Annotated in this window: 23 protein-coding genes; 15 read left to right on the top strand and 8 right to left on the bottom strand. The window is 57.9% G+C overall.

All coding sequences use genetic code 11. From position 1 onward, the window contains the following. The first annotated feature begins 17 nt into the window (after positions 1-17). The 7 genes from ASE79_RS14950 to ASE79_RS14920 all read left to right on the top strand — a co-directional run bounded on the left by ASE79_RS14950 (position 18) and on the right by ASE79_RS14920 (position 10,507). Positions 18-773, top strand: coding sequence for an NlpC/P60 family protein (locus ASE79_RS14950; protein WP_056418190.1), 756 nt, complete (start codon positions 18-20; stop codon positions 771-773). Beyond that, positions 763-3,699, top strand: coding sequence for a phage tail protein (locus tag ASE79_RS14945; protein WP_156359707.1), 2,937 nt, complete (start codon positions 763-765; stop codon positions 3,697-3,699). The genes ASE79_RS14950 and ASE79_RS14945 overlap by 11 nt, the downstream gene beginning before the upstream one ends. 5 nt (positions 3,700-3,704) lie before the next feature. After that, complete coding sequence (locus ASE79_RS14940) at positions 3,705-5,747, top strand: gp53-like domain-containing protein (protein WP_056418184.1); 2,043 nt, start codon at positions 3,705-3,707, stop codon at positions 5,745-5,747. A gap of 52 nt (positions 5,748-5,799) precedes the next feature. Then, on the top strand, positions 5,800-8,556 hold the full coding sequence (locus tag ASE79_RS14935) for a collagen-like protein (protein ID WP_156359706.1): 2,757 nt from the start codon (positions 5,800-5,802) through the stop codon (positions 8,554-8,556). Continuing rightward, positions 8,553-9,581, top strand: a complete 1,029-nt coding sequence (locus ASE79_RS14930) for a hypothetical protein (protein ID WP_056418179.1) — start codon at positions 8,553-8,555, stop codon at positions 9,579-9,581. Before ASE79_RS14935 ends, ASE79_RS14930 begins: the two co-directional genes overlap by 4 nt. 214 nt (positions 9,582-9,795) lie before the next feature. After that, complete coding sequence (locus ASE79_RS14925) at positions 9,796-10,002, top strand: hypothetical protein (protein WP_056418176.1); 207 nt, start codon at positions 9,796-9,798, stop codon at positions 10,000-10,002. 1 nt (position 10,003) lies between these two features. After that, on the top strand, positions 10,004-10,507 hold the full coding sequence (locus ASE79_RS14920; protein ID WP_056418173.1) for a hypothetical protein: 504 nt from the start codon (positions 10,004-10,006) through the stop codon (positions 10,505-10,507). A 93-nt stretch (positions 10,508-10,600) separates the two neighbouring features. Here the strand turns inward: ASE79_RS14920 and ASE79_RS14915 are convergent, their stop codons facing one another. The 4 genes from ASE79_RS14915 to ASE79_RS14900 form a co-directional block, all read right to left on the bottom strand. Beyond that, entirely contained in the window at positions 10,601-10,987 is a 387-nt protein-coding gene (locus ASE79_RS14915; protein WP_056418171.1) for a hypothetical protein, read from the bottom strand. Further along, the gene (locus ASE79_RS14910) at positions 10,984-11,520 is read right to left on the bottom strand and encodes a hypothetical protein (RefSeq protein WP_056418168.1); all 537 of its coding nucleotides are present in this window, start codon (positions 11,518-11,520) and stop codon (positions 10,984-10,986) included. The genes ASE79_RS14915 and ASE79_RS14910 overlap by 4 nt, the downstream gene beginning before the upstream one ends. Next, the gene (locus ASE79_RS14905; protein ID WP_156359705.1) at positions 11,517-12,080 is read right to left on the bottom strand and encodes a hypothetical protein; all 564 of its coding nucleotides are present in this window, start codon (positions 12,078-12,080) and stop codon (positions 11,517-11,519) included. Before ASE79_RS14905 ends, ASE79_RS14910 begins: the two co-directional genes overlap by 4 nt. Before the next feature lie 522 nt (positions 12,081-12,602). Further along, positions 12,603-13,964, bottom strand: coding sequence for a hypothetical protein (locus tag ASE79_RS14900; protein WP_156359704.1), 1,362 nt, complete (start codon positions 13,962-13,964; stop codon positions 12,603-12,605). A 67-nt stretch (positions 13,965-14,031) separates the two neighbouring features. On the opposite strand from ASE79_RS14900, the gene ASE79_RS14895 reads away from it, so the two are divergent. After that, positions 14,032-15,537 (top strand): hypothetical protein, encoded by a 1,506-nt coding sequence (locus ASE79_RS14895; protein WP_056418159.1) that lies wholly within the window; start codon positions 14,032-14,034, stop codon positions 15,535-15,537. Then, positions 15,534-16,286: a hypothetical protein gene (locus ASE79_RS14890; RefSeq protein WP_056418156.1), complete on the top strand. Its 753-nt coding sequence runs from the start codon at positions 15,534-15,536 to the stop codon at positions 16,284-16,286. The genes ASE79_RS14895 and ASE79_RS14890 overlap by 4 nt, the downstream gene beginning before the upstream one ends. A gap of 67 nt (positions 16,287-16,353) precedes the next feature. Here the strand turns inward: ASE79_RS14890 and ASE79_RS20435 are convergent, their stop codons facing one another. Beyond that, complete coding sequence (locus tag ASE79_RS20435; RefSeq protein WP_082445334.1) at positions 16,354-16,839, bottom strand: TIGR02594 family protein; 486 nt, start codon at positions 16,837-16,839, stop codon at positions 16,354-16,356. A gap of 103 nt (positions 16,840-16,942) precedes the next feature. On the opposite strand from ASE79_RS20435, the gene ASE79_RS21030 reads away from it, so the two are divergent. Further along, positions 16,943-17,602, top strand: coding sequence for a hypothetical protein (locus tag ASE79_RS21030; protein ID WP_156359703.1), 660 nt, complete (start codon positions 16,943-16,945; stop codon positions 17,600-17,602). A gap of 168 nt (positions 17,603-17,770) precedes the next feature. On the opposite strand, the gene ASE79_RS21025 is transcribed toward ASE79_RS21030, so the two are convergent. Beyond that, positions 17,771-17,938, bottom strand: coding sequence for a hypothetical protein (locus ASE79_RS21025; protein WP_156359702.1), 168 nt, complete (start codon positions 17,936-17,938; stop codon positions 17,771-17,773). Positions 17,939-18,018: 80 nt separating this feature from the next. After that, on the bottom strand, positions 18,019-18,255 hold the full coding sequence (locus ASE79_RS21020) for a hypothetical protein (protein ID WP_156359701.1): 237 nt from the start codon (positions 18,253-18,255) through the stop codon (positions 18,019-18,021). Between the two features lie 217 nt (positions 18,256-18,472). Between ASE79_RS21020 and ASE79_RS21735 the strand changes: the two genes are divergently transcribed. From ASE79_RS21735 to ASE79_RS14855, 5 genes are all read left to right on the top strand, one after another. After that, positions 18,473-18,664 (top strand): DUF6771 family protein, encoded by a 192-nt coding sequence (locus ASE79_RS21735; RefSeq protein WP_056418148.1) that lies wholly within the window; start codon positions 18,473-18,475, stop codon positions 18,662-18,664. Between the two features lie 74 nt (positions 18,665-18,738). After that, the gene (locus ASE79_RS14870) at positions 18,739-18,978 is read left to right on the top strand and encodes an ECs_2282 family putative zinc-binding protein (RefSeq protein WP_056418145.1); all 240 of its coding nucleotides are present in this window, start codon (positions 18,739-18,741) and stop codon (positions 18,976-18,978) included. After that, on the top strand, positions 18,969-19,415 hold the full coding sequence (locus ASE79_RS14865) for a hypothetical protein (RefSeq protein ID WP_056418144.1): 447 nt from the start codon (positions 18,969-18,971) through the stop codon (positions 19,413-19,415). Before ASE79_RS14870 ends, ASE79_RS14865 begins: the two co-directional genes overlap by 10 nt. Before the next feature lie 12 nt (positions 19,416-19,427). Further along, positions 19,428-19,688 (top strand): hypothetical protein, encoded by a 261-nt coding sequence (locus ASE79_RS14860; RefSeq protein ID WP_056418139.1) that lies wholly within the window; start codon positions 19,428-19,430, stop codon positions 19,686-19,688. A gap of 215 nt (positions 19,689-19,903) precedes the next feature. After that, complete coding sequence (locus ASE79_RS14855; RefSeq protein ID WP_056418136.1) at positions 19,904-20,302, top strand: VOC family protein; 399 nt, start codon at positions 19,904-19,906, stop codon at positions 20,300-20,302. Between the two features lie 126 nt (positions 20,303-20,428). Here the strand turns inward: ASE79_RS14855 and ASE79_RS14850 are convergent, their stop codons facing one another. Continuing rightward, complete coding sequence (locus tag ASE79_RS14850; RefSeq protein WP_235516955.1) at positions 20,429-21,397, bottom strand: ComEC/Rec2 family competence protein; 969 nt, start codon at positions 21,395-21,397, stop codon at positions 20,429-20,431. Position 21,398: the final 1 nt, after the last annotated feature.

Below are 21,398 nucleotides of genomic sequence, written 5' to 3'. Positions count from 1 at the left end.
CTCCTGCTAAGTATTCGGTGACCGATTTAGATGATGACACCTGGGCCGAAATCAAGCCGATCTTTCAAAGCGCGTTTCCCTGCGAAGCCGTTGTCGCCCTCTTTCAGGATGGAAGTTGGCGAGAGATCGAGAACATCAACGCGCAGCCTTGGCAGGCATTCACGATCAGCATGGCCGACAGCGCGCTCCTCGCGCTCCAGGAACCCACGCTGTTCTTGCATAGCCATCCCAACGGGCAGGCTTGGCCATCCGACATGGATACCGAGCAACAGCTAGGCACAGGTTGGAACTGGGGCATCGTCCCCGTCACCGGCAACGTCGCCGGCGACGTGTTCAACGTTGGCTACCCTGGGATTTGGGGGCCTGACGCCCCGATAAAGGCCTTAGAGGGCCGAGACTTCCTTTGGGGCATCCGCGACTGCTGGACGCTCGCATGGGACTATTACCGCGTCTCTGGGCGCGAGCTGCCCCCGATCCCGCGTGTCAGGGAGCCGGGTGGGCATCACACCGAACCGCGCAAGGTGGATCCGTTTCGCTACTGGCCGCCCAAGCTGGGTTTCGTGCGCGTCGATCGCGCCGATCGCCGGGAAGGCGACATGGCCGTCCTGCACTGGTCATCCCCAATCCCCAATCACGTCGCGATCTACCTGGGCGAAGGCCGATACCTGCATCAGCCGGAAAAGAGCCTGAGCCACATCTGGCAAGTCCCTCACGAGGAGAAATGGATCGAACGCATGGCAGCAGAATTCTGGAGGCTTCCCAATGACGATTAACGTGCGCTTCTACGGTGCAATCAAGAAGGCAATGCCACGGGACCATCAGGGAACTCACAAAGTCCATGCCCGGACCTATCAGGAAGTCCTAAGCTACTGCCAACAGCACTACGACTTGCGTTCGCATCTTGCGACCAAGGCAATCGACGTGCGTATTGGCGACGACCTTACAACGTCGCGCTATCTTACAGCCGACCAAGTTGCACGCTGGAGCATCCCCAACGGTGCGACCGTCCATGTGGTCCCCAATGCCAATGGCGCGATTACGGGTGCGATCCTCGTTACCGCGTTGGTCAGCGCAGCAATCGCCATTGGCGTCACCATTCTGGCCAACCTCCTGTTCCCCATGGACGCGGAGAAGGGCGACACCCGGAAGAGCGCGCAATACCAGAGCGGCCTCCAGACGAGCAAAGAAGGCGTGCCGGTTCCCTATTGTGCGGGCGACCGCGTGTTCTGTGGCGGCAACGTCATCGAGGGCGATTACGATTACACGAACAGTGGCGGTGCCAACGTCTACGCGGCGGGCTTTGGCGGCATCGACTTCGATAGCAGCGGCGAAATCGTCAAGAGCATCCTCAAGCAGGGCGGCTCAGCCGGTGGAATCCCTACCGACGCTAGCCAGGTCCAGGAGGGCATCACGTCCTTTAAGGGCGGCGGCGGCAAGACGATCAGCAACACGACCTACAGCGACGCGACGATCCGCTTCGCCATGGTTTACGGCTCTGGTGAAACCGGCGGCATCGTTGGCAGCAACGGCGTCGAGAAGAGCAAGAACATCCTCATCAACGAGGTGCCGCTTGTCGATCGAGGCACGGGTCAGCCCAACTATCACGGCATCAGCTGGGAAGAGCGGTTTGGCGTCGAAGGTCAGAGCGCGCTCAAGCTGACGCCTGACACGGGCGCCCCATTCAGCGTCGATATCGAGTTGAAGCAGCGCAGCGGCGCAGGCGGTGGTCAGTTCTACAGCACGCAGACGGTCACTGGTGCGGACGTGGATCGCGTCAAGCTGGACTTCCGTATCGACCAGCTCGTCAAGACAGACAGCAAAGGAAACCAGAGCCGCACGTCCGTGACGTTTGGTGCTGACGTAAAGCGCATGAGCGCAAGCGCCTGGACGCCCGCAGGCAGCTGGAGCGTCAACGAGAAGAGCACGTCCAGCTTCAACCGCATGTTCGTGATTGCCGCCCCGGCCAAGACCGCAGGCAATGACGCTGATCCCTGGATGTTCAGGGTCTACCGCACGACACCCGATAGCAGCGACGACAAGCTGGCCAACGGCACGACCTTCAAGGGTTGGGTCGAAATCAAATCCAAGGATTACCGCTACGACGGCACAGAGGTTGAAGGCGCGATCCCCGTTGCGCTGTTCGCGGCTGCGCTCGACGGTAGCCAATTCGACGTCGCGCAGAAGCCCGAAGTCGCCCTGATCGTGCAGGGTCAGAAGGTCCGCGTTCCTGACAACTATGATCCCGTGAGCCGCAGCTACGCGGGTAGCTGGAGCGGCGCGTGGAAGTATGCCGTCACAGCGAACCCCGTTTGGCACTGGCTTGAGATTGCCACCAGCACCGAAGTTGGTTGCGGTTTCCCCCTGACATTCTTCGACAAGTTCGACCTCTACCAGACTGCCAAACGTTGCGATCAAAACATCCACGGTCGTTTCCGATACACGGTCAACAAACAGTTCGCCGACGAGACAGACGGCTGGCAGTTTCTGTGCGATCTGGCGCAGACGTTCCGGTCCATTCCCTACTTCAACGGCACGCAGATTGTGTTGGCGCAGGACCGTCCTGGCGCACCCGATCACTTCATCAACAACAGCGCCGTTGAAGAAGGTAAGTTCACCTACACCAGCACTCCAGGGGATCAGCAGTTCAACGAGGTCATCGTTCAGTGGGATAACCCTGACGATTACTACCGCGTCAACAACGAGCGGTATCAGGATGTTGATAGCATTCAGCGCAACCGCAAGCATCACCTCAGCAACAATGGCATCGTCAGCAAGACGGTTTACAAGCACGGCTGCACCAACAGGCAAGAGGCATACGACTATGCCCGCGCGCTGGTGTTCGACGCTCAGAACCAGACGAACGCCGTTACCTTCGTCACCAGTATCAATGCCTGCGGCTACGCTCCTGGCCAGCGCATCCTAATCGATGACTGGAACCTCAGCGGCAAGGAAATCACGGGACGCCTCGTTAGCGTAAGAGCCAACGCCATCACCGTTGATAAGCCGATCACCTACAAGGCCAACACCAGCTACGACGCGCTGCTTATTACCGACAACCATTTGGTTCGCCGTCCGCTCGTTCAGGTCAACTCCACGTCGGTGACTGCGACGTTTGGTTGCGATACGTCTGGCATCGCAGCTGACACGCCAGTCAGCATCGTTGAGAACACGCCGACTGCCGCGCAGCCGCTGGAATACAAAATCAGCGATATTCAGGAGCAGGAAACCGGCAAGTTCCAAGTCACTGCGCTTCGCTACATTGAGGGCAAGCATGAGTGGCTGGACAACGGCACGCCGGTTCAGTTTGTGCCGTGGTCGCAGGTCAACCTAGTGACGCCAAAGCCAACTGGCATGACATTCTCGGCCTACAGCTACGTTGACGAACTTGCAGGGACCAAGCGCGGCATCGACGTTCGCTGGGATGCGATTGCAGCCGACCTGACCGGCTATGGCACGGGACTAGCTTTGGCAGGCTACACGCTTGAAGTTCAGCGCCCAGGCTCTTCCAAGTGGGAGCAGGTTTACAAGGGAGCCGACAACTTCACTACCATCCGGGATGCGGAACCTGGCCTGTATGGATTCAGTCTGCGCTCACTAAATAGTTTGGGGCGTAGCAGCGCCGCCGAAGTCGTCATGTGGACTTATGCCAACGACGGTTCGGCTGGCCTCCAGCCTCCCTCTATCACCGGATTTAAGTGAGATGCATGGCGACATTCGAGTTCCACGGCGCGGACCTAGTAGTCTACTTTAACAGCAACCCTGCGAACGTCGCAGTTGACCACTATGTCATTGAGTATGTTTGCAGGAACGCCACTGTTACGCACCGCGTCGACCAAGCCGTGTTCCAAGCCGAAGCCACCAACGGCGTTCGCAGCTACCAGGACACGCTTACCCATGCCGAGAACGACGCGGCGGGCCTAAGCCGCCATGTCCGCGTTAAGGTCTATGCTGTTGGCGATCGTGGCACATCCGCTCCCGACGTGGACGATGCGCAGAACAGCTTGCCCGTTCTACCATTTGCACCACGGATCACCAGCACTCTGACCGGCGTTGAGATTGCTTGCCCGCAGCCCGTAGACGGCGATCTAGAGGGCTTCGTCGCCTGGGTAGGCACCACTAGCGATTTCCCGCTTGATGCCCTGCATGAGCGCTACAGGGGCGCAGCTGCCACGTTCTCCCTGCAGCTTCCCGACGATGATACCTATTGTATCCGCATTGCGCCGTATGACGCCTTTGGCCTGGACACGTTTAGCGCCTGGGATCCCCAGCCGATCAAGCGCCGTCCGTTGGGTAACGAGGTTGTCAACAGCCCGCCGTGGCGTCAGCTTCCCAATTTGGTGACCGGGCTAATCACTACGCCCATTGAGCAGCTATCCGCGCTTCAAATCGGATACGGCACGTCGAACGTCAAACTCTCTCAGGCGCTCAATAAGGAAAACCTAGTCGCCATCAGCAAGTTGGAGACTCGGATTGAGGATGACGGAAGCAAGGTCGCAGAGAGCTTTCTACAGCTAACCAGCCGCCTGACTAACGCTGAGAAAGCCGTCGCGGGTATCGACATCAAGGGTCCGATTGAAGCCGGATTGAGTGAACTGCGCCGTTCGATCGCTAACGCCAATTATGCCAGCAGCGAGGTCGTAGATATCAAAATCGCCAACTACGGCGATGGCGTGACGGCATGGCAGACCAACGAGGAGCGTGTTCGCGCTGAGCGTGACAAGGCGATTAACGAAGACATCGAGAAGATGGGCGTCAGGATCACGGACGAGGTTGGCGGCGTAAAAACCTCGCTGGAAGGCTCGTTCAACGATCTGCGAAAGCTGGTCGTAGATAACGAGTTTGGCACTGCCTTGGCACTCCGCGTCGATGAAATGGGCGTCCGCATCACCACTGAGGTCGATGGCGTAAAATCGGCCAATGAAGCCGCAATTCGCAACGTCGAGAAAGCTATCGTGGATGGAGACTCCGCACAAGCTGAGAAGACTAATACTCTTAGCAGCTACGTTGATGGCATTGTTGGCCCCAATGGTCCAATTGCAAATATCAGCGGCGTTATTCAGAATATGCAACAGACATACGCTGACAATGATGGCGCCCGCGCACAGGAAATTCGCAATGTCCAATCAAAACTAGACGGACTGAATTTCGCGGCTGCCGAGGAAAAGCTCAACACCTACGCGACCAAGACAGATGGTATTGGCGCCCAATACGTCTTGAAGGTCCAGACCGACGTAAACGGCGTGAAGTCCATTGCCGGTATGGGCATCGCCGTCGAGGATAACGTATCGGCTATTGCGTTCACTGCTGACAGTTTCCGCCTCACGACTCCCGGCTCCTTCCCTCAGCAGGTATTCTATGCGGATGCCAACGGCGTTTATATGCCGAACGTAACCGTAGATACTCTGAAAGCTGGTGCAATCGACTTCGAGTTTTTGTCGAAGCAGTCAATCCGCGACCAAAACGGAGGCTACCAGATTCTACCGGGTGGACTGGTTATCATGTGGGGCCGTTTTCGGCAGAGGATTACCTACGAAGCCACGTTCTCGGTTAGCTTCCCAATCCCATTCCCAAATCAGTGTATGATGTTCAATGCAACGCCATACCTTGCTGTCTTCCATAACGAACGAGACTTGTGGATTCAGAACATCGGCCAGACCAGCCGCTTTGGTGCAACGGTTGCAACACAGGCTGCCCGTCGCGATGACCAATACCTCGACGGCTTCGACTGGGTTGCGTTCGGCTACTAACCACGACCGATACGGCCCCGCTAAATATCAGAAATGATATTCAGGGGGCCGCATGGCAACTAACTTCGAAAATAGCGGAACGATTAGCCTGACCAACGGCTCTCGCCGGGTTGTGGGTTCCGGCACGTCTTGGCTTACCAATTACGACGGCACTGCCCTTAACATCGGCGGACTCAGCTTCCCCGTTGATACCGTGGACAGCGCAAGCGAACTGACTCTGGTTGACCCTTATACGGGTCAGACTGCATCGGGCTTGAACTACACGCTGTTGCCTTTGCAGCCGCACAATTATCAGCTTGCGAAGGAAGTCCGCCAGATCATCGACATTGCGGGCGACCTCGTTGATGCGAAGGTCGGTCCAACTGGCCCAGCCGGTCCCAGCGGCCCCGCCGGTCCATCGGGCAAGAATGGCGATGCGGGCTTTGGCGCGATCATCAACCTGAGTGAAGTTGCAGGGCAGATTGCCGGCAGCAACGGCTCCTATGTGTTGGTCCCCGTCAACCTCGGTGATCCCGGTATCACGCTCACGCAGGAAGCGACCGTGTTCCTTCCTGGCGACAAGCCAACCGCTACAGCGGCCCTGTATGCGCGTGCCCGCGTCATCGGCGGCGTCTCAGGTCTCGCGATCACCATTGGCCTCGCGAACGCTCCCGAACCCCAGCCCGAAGTCCCAACCGAGCCTGTCGATCTCTCGGGTAGCAGCACCATTTACGGCTCCCCAGGCACGATCATTCCTCTGGGTATCAACCTCGGCGGCAGCAAGGCGAACTTCACCGTCAACACACCAGAAGAGCTCCCTGTGATGATTGAGCGGCGCGTTGATATCGTAACGCCAACGAGCAGCACTTGGACGCTTGGCGGTTCTGGCGCTCCTTACGCGGTCGTCGGCAATGCGGTCAGCACAACGGCTGGCCTGAACAAGAGCGGCACAGGCTTCAACTTCCGCAACGGTCACGTCGTCGTCAATCAGGGCAGCTACCTGTTCAGCGAGGCGCTGGCGATGGAGTTCAAGACCAGCACCAACGACATCATCACCCAGACACCACCGTCACTCCGAATGAGCTGGAAGGGCGTCGTTCCTGCTTCGACGTTTGAGGCTCCGATCCTGAACCTCATGGATTACGGAACGGGCGGCATGACGCTTCGCATTCACTGGGAAGGCAACACGCTCCAGCTACAGCTTCACCGCAACGGCTCCAGCGAGAACATCATCAGCCCTGAGGCGACGAACCGCGTTCTTGGCACCAACCAGCTTTACGAAGCGGAATGGAACGACAACCCCAGCGGCGACGGCGGCACGGTCACATTCTACATCGACGGCGTTCAGCTTGGATCGCCAGTGGCAACATCGAGCAAGCCTCGCATTGCGCCAGCAGCCTCGCTGGAAATCAACGCATCGGCAGGCAACACCTCGCAGGGCATCAACGATCTTGAGATTGAGTCCGTGAAGCTGTCCGTTGGCAAGCCGGACATCAAGAGCAATTACGAAGCGGTCAAGGATGGCGTTATCAGCGTTACGGACTTGCAGAATCTGGTCGTGGATGCCCGCAATATCACTGGCAACCAGACTGCTCGCCACCTGACCTACACGGCCAATGGCTTGCAGACATACGATGTCGAGATCGTCGTTGGTGAAATGCAGCTACCAGCGGGTCGCGCTTACAAGGCTGTTCTTGAGGACTGGTCGAGCGGTTCGGCTGTTGAGCATCCCAACCACCTCGTCATGACCAAGCCCAGCGCGCAGAACTGCAAGTTCGAAGACGCTTCGCTCTACGGCAGTCAGGCAACATGGACTGAGGTTTTGCCTATGGGACCAGTGCCCAGCATCAACGGCATCAACTACTATTGCGAAGGCATTCGCATCGGAACGTATGTCCAGTTCCAGTTTGGTTACGACTGGAACACGGCGACCATGCCCAATGCGCCCTTTGGCGATCCATCGGGCAAGGACAGCTACATGGTGCCGCACAAGTGGAAGATCCTAGACAGCACGGGCGCGGTTATTGCTCGCGTTGAGAAGCCCAACGGCGAACCCCTGAACGCTACCAGTTCGCCCGCGACATGGCAGGGCACGTATGATGGTCGCGGCGTGGCGCAGATCACCGCAGCCAACCCGTTCTATCCACATGGAACGACCCGCAGCGGCGTTATCTGGCGCAGTCACGATCCTGTGGAATACACCCAGCAGCAGATTTGGAGCACGGTTCCCGTTTACGACTTCCGCGTCCCGTTCGCGTCCAAAACCGGCTTCTCGGTCAACGGTGGCGACATGAGGATTTTCAGCGACGGTCAGGCAAACGGCTTTGCGAACTACCGTGTCATGTCGTGGGAGCCGACGACCTATCAGGACATTCAGGCGCAGGCCGCAGCGACCAAGGACCCTTGGAAGGGCAGCGTTTACAATCCCGATGGCGCAGTGCCGAACGCGGGTGTCTGGCTCAAATACACGCCATTCAACCAGATGGGCCGCAGTCCAATCACCGGTCCTGGTGGTGTGAGGGATGATCGTCAGGTCATGCCCGAAATGGTCGCCCTCTATGCCCGCGATGTCACGTCCAAGCGTCCGCACGACCAACGCCCCATGAAGCAAATCGCGCTCGACTACCTCACCGGCTATGTCAGCGATCCATATCACGCCTTCGAGAACGGCAGGAACAAGCCGCTCTACAAGGGCAACATGCGCCGCAACATACGATGCGTAACCACTACTATGGACCGGGACAGGCCGCGACACCCGCGAGCCAGGCCTATTACGTGCAGGGCGGTCGTCCATACGAATGGTCCAACGGCAGCAGCCCACTCAGAGTGAAAGTGCCCTATGGCGGTCTGGTGGCTTCGAAGCCGGTCTTCGGCACCAACCAGATTGACGAAGCGCACGGCCACCAGCTTCCCCATTGGGGCTCGCTGCTATTCCAGACGCCTGAATTTGCGTTCTTGGGTCATAGGTTCTTCGATCAGGTCAAACTCTACGACAACGTGATTCTGGGTAAAGCCGATAGCTGCACCGAGTTCTACGAGCGTGGTGCAGCTTGGAAGTTCCTACAGAGCGCGATGGCTTGGAAGACAGCGAGCGCAAACAGCGACCGACTCTACAGCCGCGCGGAAGTTATGGATTTCGTGACGTTCGATTTCGAGACCTTCTACGATCTCTGGTATGCCAGCACTCCCGGCTTCCTCAATCCGCCAACCAACATCATGTCGGGTGGAGAGATTGACCAGCGCAAGGCTGTGTTCGCGGGTGCGGCGCGCTTTGGCCCGGTCCAGCTTACTGACGCTGGCATTCACTGCCACGACTTCTTTAGCGGCTACTGGCTGAGCGCACTCCATGTCGCGCACCGTATTGGCTTCCTTGATGCACTTCGCGCAGCAAGCCCCAAGGTCAAGTCGGTCGTGGATTGGCTGCTGGCATGTCACCGCAACCGCATGATTGGCCGTATCAACGACGGCTATCTCATCAACGCCTATCAGGGCACTGATTACCTCACCAGCTACTGGACCGAGGCGGAAATCAGGGCTGCTGGCGGCGATGTCTCGAAGCTGCACCAGAACATGGCTCAGGTTGCAGCCGCGCGACCAGCGCCAAGCTGGGACACTTACAAGAACGGCAACGAAACAGGCATTCGCGACGGTCAGGCAATGGACCAGCTTCTCGCTGGCCCTGCGCTGCTCAAGGACATGGGCATGACAGGTGCGGATATCGACAAGGCCGTGGCAGCGGCAGAGCAGCGTTTCCAGCAGAAACTAGCCGAGGAAACCGCGAAGGGTCCAACGGTAGCTGGTTCGGATTGGTTCAAGTATCACCAAGCTACGAACAACAGGCCAGTGAGGCCCTGATAGACAGTATCTAATACGCACTCGCGATAACCGTAAGGTCACCGAATGAAGTTGGATACTGGCTCCGCTGGTGAGTCAGGCCCGGCGGGACCGACTGGTCGGATCGGTAAAGACAGCTAGCCGGCGGGCTCAAAGTCTAGCCCGGTCGCGAGGGTATAGACGGATTCGATAGTCCGCACATTAGGAGAGCCTACGGGCAGAACGGAGTTTGAAAATGAATAATAACGAGACGACCGAAAAGGTCGCAGAGACGCCCTCTTTCTTCAAGGACGTGAAGAACGGCCTAGTGCATGTCGCAAAGACCGCGTGGGCAGTGCCAGAAGCGCGCGGCATGATCGCAACGCTTCTTGTCCGCGTCGGCGTTGCCAGCCCCGCTATCGTGGCGATCGTGCTTAGCATCATCGACGGACTGGCGAAATAAGATGAGCGACGGGAATAAGGCAGAGGCCGCTACCTCGTCCAGTGGCACTCCTGTGACCACCAGCACGACCCTGACGGCCACGACTGTGGTTCCCGTCCCAAATCCGTTGCTTGAGCCAAAGAACCTCATGGAGGCTGGCGGTGTCATCCTTATGATCGCTGGCGTCTTTGCACTGATTGAGAAACGAGCCGACAAGCGCCGCAAGGAAGATCATGACTTGCACAAGCTAAGCCACGATGCGGTCAACAAGGAAATTGGCGACCTGAAGCATGATATCAAGAACAACGAAACGGCGATCAACGTGGTAGCGAACAACCGCACGTCTGACGTGGAGCGTATCGTCAAGTTGGAGATCGGGCAGCAGAACATTGAGAAGGGTCAGGTTCGCATCGAACACACGATGGAGAAGAACCACAAGGAAACGCTCGACCAGATGAAAGCCTGGGCAGATCAATTTGCTGAGAGCATCCGCGAGGTGCGGAACGTCGGCCCCAAGGGGTCGTAACGCTCCAGAGCGCCCCGGTGAGGGCTTATCCGATCTTCCGGATACAACGAAGCCCCGGCCTCACCGCCGAGGCTTCCTGTTAGTCAATGGGCTTCATTTGCCGCCGTGTGTCAGCTTGAAAAGCAGAGCCAACTTCTTGTCTCTGTCGACTCCTTCTCGATATTCCTCGTCCACGTCATCTTCCTCAAAGAACGTCATGACGACCCTGGGTTGGTAGCCGTCCCCAATCATTTCCGCATCGATGGCTGCGATTTGAAGCGTGTCGTCCCACTCGTTCGCAATCTCGCCGTGACCAATGTGGAAGTAGACGCTCGCTTGCTGATTGTGGAACCACTCTCCGAATTTAAGAGCAGCCCAAGTGCGAATGATCGAGTCCGCTGATAGCATGGCTACGATGCCATGTTGGTTAAACTGCTCTGTTAGGTCGTCCTTGATGTGGAGGTATTCCGCTAGGGGAATGGAGATGCGAACTTCAATCATGCGCCTGCCCCCTTGGCAGCTTCCCTAGCTGCTCGCTTTGCGGCTTCGCGCTTGGCCGCGACAGCCTTGAACTTTTCACGCTTCTCTTCGGACCATGTGGGCTTCGCCACGCCCTTGCAGGCCTCGCTGATATTCGCTCGGTGTTCGTCAGATAGGGTTCGCCCCTTCAAACCTTCGCTCATGTTGTGGACGTGAGAGGGACGGAGTGTATCGCCAGTTCCTGACCTGTTGATTTTGAAGCTCTCTTCGCGGGTGCAAACGAAGGCCGTTTCGCTAGTAAACTCCTCCGAGGAGCGGGCGGCGTAGCTGCGCCATGTCAGGACCAATGCGTGCTCGTTCGTCTCGTTTTGGACCTCTTTGATCTTGCCGTCCATGAGCGCGATACGAAGCTTTTGGAGTTGCTTGGTGTCGAAGAGGTTCAGGAACTCGCAAAAGGTCAGGTCAACATAGTGACCTTTGTTTCTCTGCTTCCCGGTGGAGGTGAGGTGCCATGACCTGAGATAGCCCAGCAGTGCCTTGGTCGAGTGCTTCACGCTGCACCTCCCGTTTCGGTGCTGCGCGGCAGGTAGCGAACGAAGCTGTATTCCTGCTTGGAGAAGACGCCCGACGTGTCGGACTGGATACGCAGATGCTCGGCCTCTGAGACGCGCATCTCACCGCAACGATGGCTATAGACGTAGCGGTTGGTAGCTTTGTCACTAATCTCCAGACCTTCGATATGTCCTGTTAGCTTCCCATACACGATCGAACTCGTGGGCACGCGAATGATGTAGGCGACCTGACGTTCCCCGCTTTCCGGTGGCTTGGCGTTGTTCCTGAGGTCGTAAACGTGGTCGATTGCCTCGCGCTTCGTAGCACCGCCAACATAGTCTGTGGTCGTCTCGATGATGTTGACGACCTCACCTTTGTGGTGTGCAGCGAAGCTGTGGGCTTTGGGGAGGTTCATGGTGCGCGGCAAGCCGGGGATCTTTGCATCGGTGAACACGCGGAATTTGCTGCTCTTGAGCTTTTTGTCGAAGTTGGACGAGTAGTCCTGCCAGACGCCATTCTCTTCCCAACGTAGGGCAAGAGTGATGTCGATTGTTTTTGTCATGTCGTGCTCCAAATAGAAAGAACCCCCGGAGAGCACGACCAATCCGGGGGTTCCGCGTTGATCCCACTAGGATGGGAAACTGAAACTCAAAGGCGCTATAACGTCGTGCTCGTTGCGTCCGATCTATTTAGAGGGTCTGTGGGGCAGTTAAGTGCCGCTATATGGTCACTATGCACTCTGGCATCGTGTCGCGTCTATATCCGCGTGGTCTGCTCTATATATAAACCGCGAAGCGATGCTGAACTAACTGGCGAACCAAGAGAGTAGCTACATTACTCTCGAAGAGAGTAATGAACCCACCCTATTGATCCCCCACTAAGGTCAACTTCACTTCACGACGCTGCGCGGTTTCGCGCGCTCTTCGCGCGTCTCCGACGTCAGCTCAGATCGGCTCAACCGCCAGCGTCTCGTTTCTCAGGTAGTCGTCCTGGCTTTCGCCAGAACATTCGTCTGCGACGCCATTGCTCCGCTCCTCCCCAGGAGGTGTAGAGGGACTGATGGCTGCGCCGAGGGAAGCCCGCGTCACCAGTCCGGGCGCAACTGGTCTAGTTCGTCCTGATGCTGATGGATCATCGCCATGGCGTGGGCAGTAGGCATCGCCAGTATCGTCTCGATAAAGGCTGCTATAACATGGACTGCCTTGGGCGTCAGCTTTGGATCGCGGATGCGAGGATCATCGAAGTAGGTATCGTGGGCTATGTCGTGCGCGTCGATCAGGGCTTCGACGTTGTGATGAACAAGTAGGTTGCGTCCGTCAGCACTCAGTTCATTTGTCCCCGGCTCGCGCAGGTCGCCCAGCGTTAGTGCCTTGGACAGCGCAGTGCGCGCAACGACCTTCCGGGTCACCCGATCCTTGTTCCTGATTACCAGCGACATGAAGTCGCCCAGGTTACGGCGGTTCTGAACTGCGCTGTATACGGATGGCGCGCAATAGAGGATTGACCACCGTGACGGATCGATGGCGTAGCCAGTCATCAATCGCTGAAAGCGCCCCCCTGACAGGAACGCGCTTGCGGTGTCGAAGCTAAACTGGATGTCAGGGTTGTAGAGCTTTCGCACCGTGCGCTGCACCACGGATAGCAGCACGCCAATGGGCAGCGTGGACGTGCCGAGAACGTGTATCCACTGCGCCGTCTGCAACAGCCCGTCGTCGCGCATATCGAGCAGCCGCGCCAGCATCAGCGAGAAACGGTTTTGATGGTGGCCTGCGAACGCCCAACCTTCAAACGGATAGTGCTTTACAGCCTCATACCAGAACGAACTCTCGCGCTCTGACCGGCCTTGCAGCACGTTGAGGAAGCGCGTTGCTCCAGGCGCTTTGTGCTGGAGGAAGTCGTCGTTGTTGAGTTTGGTCTGTTCCAGACAGGCGTTGTAATCCAGCCCTAGCCGATTGGTCGCGTTCAGCGCCGTCAATGCGGCATTGGCATCGAGGCGTTCGACGTGTTCGCGCATGTTGCCGCTTGCGATCCCGCCGGTGGGAAAGTCGAGGACCATGCTGTAGTCAGCAATCGCCTCCATCCATCGCAGGTTGCGAAGAACAACGGCTGGCGAGAAATAGCCAGGTGTCGTGGATACCTGATAGCCCCCGCTATCGCCCAGAACCAGCGTCTCAGCCCTGTCACGCGCGTTGACCATGTCGGGTAGCGGCGTTCCCGATCCACTGCTCTGACCCGCGCTGTAGAGCGCATACGGGTAATGGAAGAGCGGGTTGCCGGGCTTGAGGAAATCGAGATCCGTTGCGGGGAAAGGCAGCGATGTGGTCAGCTTCCCGAGGTGGATCGTGCGCGCAAACGTCTGGCTGATCGCGGGCAGATAGATCGCCCGATTGTCGTCCTGGAGCCGTTGCCTCAACGGAGTTTTAACCGGGTCGGGAGGAAGGATCATGCGGCTCTCAGATTTTTAGAGACTAAAGAAATCAGCCCCTCAGGGGCAAAGCGGGGAACGGTCCACGGTGCAGATCACAGCGAACTCACTTGAAGGTCAGCTAAGCCAACTCGACAAACAATTCCTTAATGTGGAGGCAACTGCAAAGTCCTTCGAGACGCTGGAAGGCAAGGCCAGTGCCATTCTGCACAATGCTCTGGAGCAGGTTTATACGTTTGGCGAAATGCTATTCGGGATCAAGCCGCAGGCTGGTGTTTCTCTGACGCACAAGTTCTTTGAGAAGCACAAGATACCTTACAACAGTCGCACCCAGGCCAATCCCTACATTGGCCTTTTGAAGCTGGCGTTCACAGCAAAGGGCAATGATAGCTCGCGAAGCCAGTATGCGACCGTCCTCAGTTATGCTGCGTCATTGGGGAAAACCCCTCAGGAGTTTCCTGCGTGGCTCAAAGAGAAGGGCATCGAGGGATGGCGCAGCAAAGCACTGGACGAGCAAAACAGCCGGGGCCGCGCTATCCGCGATCAGGGGCGTCAAACCCGAGTTCAGCGAGCCGAGACGATCCTTGATGCCAAGCCGCGCTCTGCCGCCGTGGCGCTTCCGGCCGGCGTGAAGGCCGGTGCAGGATATGCGCTGGTGCTGGCGAAGATCGACGGCAGTGGTTCCGCGGAGATCGTGGAGGTGGTGCATGACGACGCTGCCAAGGTCGAGCCGATCTTGCTCAGCATGGCTGGCGATGCTCCCAAGCAATCTAGCGAACCACTCGCGCCATTTTTCCGCGCCATCGATCTGATCGTCAACACGACACCCGACAAAACGCAGGGCAAGGAACGCGACCTGTTGATCCGAAACAGGGTCAAGCGCGGCAAGAAGGTAGCGACGATCGAGGCTGTGTCCGAGGCTGATAGCTTCCCCGGCGCTGTGATGACGTTGACCGATCATGTGGGCGACCTGCCTGAGGATCAGCCCTTCATCCTTACGGCTGGCGATGCACGCCACCTGCTTACTCAGGTCGAAAAGCTGACGGGCTGGACCCTGGATAGCGCGGGCGAGATCAAGGCGCAGTCGATCCAGCAGCCCATTCACCTCCACCAGATCACGAGCGCAGGCAGCTATCGGGTAGCACAAGCCGCCAAGACCCCCAGCAAGCCCCTAAAAACGCTCAGCAGTGAGTTCGAGCAGGCGGCGCGCTACATTGAGCATGAGCGACAGGATCACGCGCGTAAGAACACTAATAGGGGCGAGAGCCGGTCATTCGCGGGGTCAGCACGGCTTTCGATCCAAGACGCCAAACTCAGCTTCAAGCTGCCGCAATCTGGACGCCACGCTATCATTGGTGAAACTGGCGCAGCTTCCAAGTTCGACGGCGTAACCATTGCGGTCAAGGACATGGAAGGCTTAGCCACTACGCTGGCTAGGCACGATGTGAACGCACATGGCTGGATCATGGACGGTGACGTTGACGACGCTGCGCTGGTCTTGGAAGTTCACTTCGACAACGACCTGTTCCGCATTGTCATGCCAACGCGCACCGGCACGGATTACAACAAGGTATGCGAGGCTCTGGTTCTGTGAACTTCGCGGAAGCCTTACAGGAGTTTCTTACCGCACCGGAGGAGGGGCAGAAGGTCCGTCCACACGTTTGGGACAACACTCTGCCGTTCATCGACAGCGCGTTAGCACTGGGCGAAAAGCCGCTACTTCGCTCGAACGTGTTCGCCGCCTTCAAGGAGGGTGACGAAAAGGGATCGGTCTTCGCGCTCGTTTGGGGCTACCCCGACGGCCATACCAACTACATGACCAAGGGCGCTCCCGTCAGCCTTCAGGTGGCAATGCGGGATGCGCACTATATCGGTGATGTTTTGGGCTCGTTGCGCGAATACGGCACGACCAAGAAGAACCCGCTGTCCAGCCTTAATGAGATACCCGGTCTGTTTACAGCCAGCACAAGCAAGCTGGCCTACTTCGCCGGATTGGATCACCGTGGCGACCGCTGTCTGATCCTCGATCAGCAGGTAATGCGCGCGATCATGTCTGAGGACTATCGCGAGTTGGACGACTTGCGCGCGGCGATCCTCAAAGACCCAATGCCAGGACGTATCGAACAGGGCAGAGAGGTGCGAGCAGTCAACGCGCCCAACAGTTATCCACGCTATATCGAGGAAATGGGTAAGCTGGCTAAGTCGCTTGGAAGCGACGTTGACGCCGAGGACGTAGAGCGGTTCCTATTCGAGTTAGGCCGAGACATTCACAGAACGACGAACACGAGGAAGTGGCGCGCCTTGTCCAAGTCCGTCGTCATAGGCGAACCCCCGGCCATCTGACCGGGGGTTCTACAACATCATGACTTGAGCAGCCCGGATGAGCATCCTGAGGTTGTCTTCTACTTAATCATGCTTCGTTCTTGGACGTGCTGCCAGGGGCAATGAAGTAAGGCAACGGCACCAGCGGCGGCGTCTGACCGGCTGGCCAGCGAACCGCGACAGCGCGCGATTTCTCAATCCACGTCTCGTTGACCGCATCGCTCTGGTTGCCGCCAAGCACGCGATACCGCGTCTTGTCCTCGCCAACGAGGAAGCCGACGTGGCCGCCGCCGGGGCGCTGGAAAACCACGACTGCCCCAACAGTGGGCGCGCACTTCTGTCCCCAGGTGGACCAGCTGCTCGCACGAACCGCGATCGGTGCAGTGGGTAGTCCTGCGCTCTTGATGCAGTGCGCGACGAAGAGACCACACCAAGGAGTGCCGTCTTCGTTGTAGGCCATGCCAAGCGCCCTGTTACCAAGTGCTTTTGCCCAAGCCATGATTGTTGAACTGCTCTTAGGACCAGGAACTTCCTTGGTGCCAATAAGCGACTTTGCTGTTTCCATCCATTTCATAACTCTAGTTAGTCAGATGACTATCTGGAGTTATCTACGCACTTAACTACCTGCGGCTCTGACTAAGTAATTGTGTCGAAACAATTACACGGAGGAGCCAAACATGGCCTACCGCACCCACTTAGTAGAACGCAGCGCACTCAAGAACGCAATCCATCGCTGCCACAACGAAAACAATATCGCTTACGAGAACTATGGAGCGCGAGGCATCCGCGTATGTGATGAATGGCGTTACCAGACTTCCGGCTTTCAGTCCTTCCTAGACGAGGTTGGCCCACGCCCGACTGCCAAGCATAGCCTAGATCGCATCAACAATGACGGTCACTATGAACCCGGAAATGTCTGGTGGGCACCCGATCGTAAGACACAGCAGAACAATCGCAGGCCCAGCAAGGGCGTTCGTGAAGTCAATGATTATGGCTTCCCTCTGGGTCGATCCAAGCGCGACACGACCGGCAAGGGTGGTTCAGTAAGCCCAATGCTGCCTCACAAGGGCCGCGTCGAGACACTTTGCGATTGGGCATTTGAGTTGGGCATGAACCCGGCGACCATTCGTCAGCGACTACAGCGCGGCTTGAGTGTGGCTGAGGCTCTGAACCCCTGTGTCAGCCGCGCAGGCGAAACCAAGAACAAGAACTCTAACTTCCAGCTTTACCTCCCGGAACCCGCCGAAGACGGCAACACCAAGCTGAAATCAACTATCTCAAAAGCCATCGATGGCCTGAACAAGGCGCTCGATCAGATTGGCGGGACACTCCATTGATCCAGCTAGTCGATTGCGCCGAGGCAGAGCGGATTTACCGTCAGGACATAGTGACGCTGCTGAGCCGGAACCCTCACTGCCCGATTGCCAACCTACTTGGTCAGGCACTTGCAGACTTTGACAACGATTAACAGCACGGAGCCGGGAACGGCTCCGTCGCCATGAATGCTATCCGAGATGAAGGATGCGAGCAGCGGCTTCACGGACCATTGGATGCGCGAGCGCCAGACCGCTGATCGTAACCAACGAACGAAGGACCGTTTGCATTTGACGACGTTGATTATGCGCCATCGCGAGTTTGAACGCTTTGTCCGGTTCACCGGCGTTGACGAACATTCGCACCTGCTCGTTACCAACGTCACTTATTGGTCGAAACCGCGTTTGAACGCTCCGACCATCATCGCCGCTGTTCCCCATCAGGAAAGCCCCGCAACGAACGCCGCATCATTAGCCGCACCATTCGCCGAATTAGGAACGTTAGGAAGAACGTTGGCGATAACGTTATCGAAGCCGGGATAAAAGCCAATCGCAACGATCACCGCAATCACCATACAAAGTGTATTGACCGCAGCGTCAACAATAACGTAATCAATAGCAACGTTAAGCCGAACACCAATAATCGGTGAATGATGAAGTAGGTGAACGCGGGACATAGCGCAGCCTTTCATCCCGGCCCACGAATACGGCAGGGTTCTGGTAGAGTGGCATCGAGTGCCACTCTCAACATACCATCAACTTAGGCTGTCTGGCAATCACCCGGTAGACTGCTCTTGTTCAGGCACGCGCGTAGAAACCCGCGCTGTCCGGCGATCTGCACCCGGTCGCAAAATCGACCTAGACGAATCGGATCAAAAGGAGAACAAAGGCTGCATGACCCAGCCTGATCCCTCCAGCCTCGCCCAAAGCCTCCTCCTTGCTCCAGCGTGGGCGCGCGTCGGGCTGACAGCGCCCGTGCAACGCATCCGCGAACAGGCAGCAGCCGAACTAGCTCAGACGATTATCGGCGCTATGGAGGGTTCTGCGACACCCTATGATGCGCGGCAGATGGCGCTGCCGCTTTAGCGATTGGCAGCCTCACTGCTTCTGGTGTAATCCTGTTCCGCTATTGTTCCACGATCCAATCTTCGGAGTAGAACATGAAGGACGATTACGGCCGTTCGATCAGCTTGCAGTGCCCAACTTGCGGCGGCGAGAGCTTTGAGCACGACGAAGAAAAACCGGATATCAAATGCGTTCGTTGCGAGCGCGTGATGACCAAAGACGAACTGCGAGAAGCCAACGGTGCGCGGATCGAGGAAGAGGTCGATGCGTTGAAGGCGGAGGTTTTTAAAGACGTAAAAGCCGATATTTCGAAGATGTTCAAAAAATGGAAGTGACCATCAGCGATGTGATGGCCGTCGCCGCTTTTGGCCTCTCGGGCTACACGCTCTGGCGACAGCGAAAAGGTGACGAGCTTACGCGAAGACTAAACGCCCTCCAAATCGAGAAGGAGCAGGCCGAGAGCGTTTCATCGAAAAAGGCTGATCTGTTCGCCAATTTCGTGAAGACAGGAAAAACGAGCTATCAGTTCAAGATATTCAATCGGGGCAAGGGAACGGCTCGTAGCGTCCGCATGGACGTATTGGCTGGTAACGATTTGCTTGAGAGCCACGATCTGACAGAAAAGTTCCCTTACCCTACGCTCGAACCACACCAAGCGATCAGCCTTCTAGCTGCCGTTTACATGGGATCACCGAGACGAGCGACGGTCAAGCTGTCATGGGATGATGATGCCGGTGGCGGCGAAAAGACGATCACCGACGACGTATTCTAAAGGGGTAGGTGGATGCGGTTACAATTTGCACTGAGCGGCAGCGTGCTTTTCTCAACCGAAGCTGATGGCGTTCCGCCGATCGGATCGGTCGTCCAGATAACGACTGAGGCTTATAAGAAAGGCTTGAACGCTGGGTCGGTCATCTCGGTTCGTATCACCAATGACGATCCTCCCGTCTATGACTTCACCGAACCCGGCGGCCCAGTCGTTTACATCGATCTGAACGGATACGAGGTAATTGCTGAGGGTCCGCCCCCACCGGATGACGACTAGAAAATCGCAGAAAGCTGCGAAAAACTCTGATGTTGACTCCTATAATGCGCGGGTCAGGGCGTTGTAGCCGTAGCCTACTGCCGCGCGATTTTCTCGAACGTCCGCTGACGCCCACTTGCGGACATTCCACGGGCCGGGGTGACTGCGGGTTACGCGCCAGTTAGGTGAGACTGCTAATAGCGATCGAAAGTCGATCAGCCTTCAGGAGAGTGCCTGTGCTTTTTCACACCATGGTCGGATCGAATGACATCGAACGGTCAAAGCGCTTCTACGACACGGTGCTCGCCACCCTGGGTGCAGGCGAAGGAACGCGGAACATCGCCGACAGCGGCCATACCCGTCTGATCTACAACAATGGTAACGGAACCAACTTCATCGTCAGCCAGCCGATCAACGACGAACCGGCAAGCGTCGCTAACGGCAGCACCGTTGCCTTTTCCTGCGACTCGCCCGAACAGGTGAAGCAGCTTCACGATACCGCCGTTGCCGCTGGCGGGACCTCGATAGAAGCTCCGCCGGGACCGCGCGAAACTGCCTCCATGGGCACCATCGAGCTGGCCTATTTTCGTGACCCCGACGGCAACAAATTGTGCGGAATTCATTTTCCTGCCTGATTCGTTCGATACGGGTCCGCTTCTGTCGATAGCGGACCCGATCATGCGATCCCGCGAAGACCCGCTTTCCTCCAATCCCGGACATTCAGTAGCCGCGCAAATCTGCCAAAAATAAGGGTTTGACTCCTATAACGCACGGGTCAGCAAGGTATAGCCGATCGCCGCCGCCGCCCCCGCCAGCGCCGCGATCACCGGCAACCGCGCATGCAACGCCAGCCACGGACTGAGCGCGAACAGCCGCATCACGATCAGCATCGTCGCGGCCACCGCCGCGGTGATATGCAACCCGCTGACCGACAGCAGGTGCGCCAGTCCAGCCCGCCGCATCGCCTCCGAATCATCCTCGGTGATCGCGCCGACGTCACCCGTCGCGAGCGCCGCGGCGATACCACCGGCGCTGCCCTCCAGCCGGCTAACGATATGACGGGAAAGCGCGACTCGGATGCCCGCGCCCGATCCGCTTGCCGCCGTCACGACGACCGGGGCAAACCCCCGACCCGTCGCGCCGATCCCGCTAAACCACGCGACGCGCGCGAAATCATAGGCGCCCGGTACCGCCGGTAGCGGCGGCGGCATGAGCCGCGCACGCAGCCGGACGACCGCGCCCGTCCCAAGCCCGACCGGCGCATCTCGTTCGGCCAGATTGACGCGGATCCGGTGCGGCAAGGCGACAGCTCGCCCCGCGCTGTCCGCCCCCTCCCCGACCGGCAACAGCGTCAACCGCACGAGCTTGCGTGCCACCAACGGTTCGATCACCTCGACGCTCGCGGAAAAGCTGGCGATGGTCGGGCCGCCAAGTACAGGGGCCGCAACCAAGTCCGCGCGGAACCAGATCAGCCCCAACCCCAGCGCCGCCGCCGCCATGCCGAGGGCAACAACCCGCGCCGCTCGACCACCGCGCCCGGTCGCAACACAAGCAAGCCCGATCGCGAGCATCCCCAGGATTGCCGACCGCCACGCCGCCGCATCGGGCAACGCAAACCAGAGCGCGATTCCGCCGCCCAACATGACCGGCAACCACAATACGAGTTGGTCGCGCTCCGCCTCCAGCCAGCACTCGATCGTGCGGCCCGTTCCCGCCATCCAGGGCGGCACG

Origin of the sequence: Sphingomonas sp. Leaf28 (genome assembly GCF_001421685.1) — a bacterium.
In the GTDB taxonomy this organism is placed as follows: Bacteria; Pseudomonadota; Alphaproteobacteria; order Sphingomonadales; family Sphingomonadaceae; genus Sphingomonas; species Sphingomonas aurantiaca.
The sequence above is the reverse complement of the archived record's forward strand: the minus strand, read 5'-3'. Positions and strand labels throughout refer to the sequence as shown.

Coding starts and splice junctions, on each gene's coding strand:
- ASE79_RS21020 (WP_156359701.1), bottom strand. CDS start 18,255: ATGTCCCGCGTTCACCTACTTCATCATTCACCGATTATTGGTGTTCGG.
- ASE79_RS14905 (WP_156359705.1), bottom strand. CDS start 12,080: ATGACAAAAACAATCGACATCACTCTTGCCCTACGTTGGGAAGAGAAT.
- ASE79_RS14865 (WP_056418144.1), top strand. CDS start 18,969: ATGGAAGTGACCATCAGCGATGTGATGGCCGTCGCCGCTTTTGGCCTC.
- ASE79_RS14870 (WP_056418145.1), top strand. CDS start 18,739: ATGAAGGACGATTACGGCCGTTCGATCAGCTTGCAGTGCCCAACTTGC.
- ASE79_RS14945 (WP_156359707.1), top strand. CDS start 763: ATGACGATTAACGTGCGCTTCTACGGTGCAATCAAGAAGGCAATGCCA.
- ASE79_RS20435 (WP_082445334.1), bottom strand. CDS start 16,839: ATGAAATGGATGGAAACAGCAAAGTCGCTTATTGGCACCAAGGAAGTT.
- ASE79_RS14860 (WP_056418139.1), top strand. CDS start 19,428: ATGCGGTTACAATTTGCACTGAGCGGCAGCGTGCTTTTCTCAACCGAA.
- ASE79_RS14925 (WP_056418176.1), top strand. CDS start 9,796: ATGAATAATAACGAGACGACCGAAAAGGTCGCAGAGACGCCCTCTTTC.
- ASE79_RS21025 (WP_156359702.1), bottom strand. CDS start 17,938: ATGTTCGTCAACGCCGGTGAACCGGACAAAGCGTTCAAACTCGCGATG.
- ASE79_RS21030 (WP_156359703.1), top strand. CDS start 16,943: ATGGCCTACCGCACCCACTTAGTAGAACGCAGCGCACTCAAGAACGCA.
- ASE79_RS14920 (WP_056418173.1), top strand. CDS start 10,004: ATGAGCGACGGGAATAAGGCAGAGGCCGCTACCTCGTCCAGTGGCACT.
- ASE79_RS14915 (WP_056418171.1), bottom strand. CDS start 10,987: ATGATTGAAGTTCGCATCTCCATTCCCCTAGCGGAATACCTCCACATC.
- ASE79_RS14940 (WP_056418184.1), top strand. CDS start 3,705: ATGGCGACATTCGAGTTCCACGGCGCGGACCTAGTAGTCTACTTTAAC.
- ASE79_RS14935 (WP_156359706.1), top strand. CDS start 5,800: ATGGCAACTAACTTCGAAAATAGCGGAACGATTAGCCTGACCAACGGC.
- ASE79_RS21735 (WP_056418148.1), top strand. CDS start 18,473: ATGACCCAGCCTGATCCCTCCAGCCTCGCCCAAAGCCTCCTCCTTGCT.
- ASE79_RS14900 (WP_156359704.1), bottom strand. CDS start 13,964: ATGATCCTTCCTCCCGACCCGGTTAAAACTCCGTTGAGGCAACGGCTC.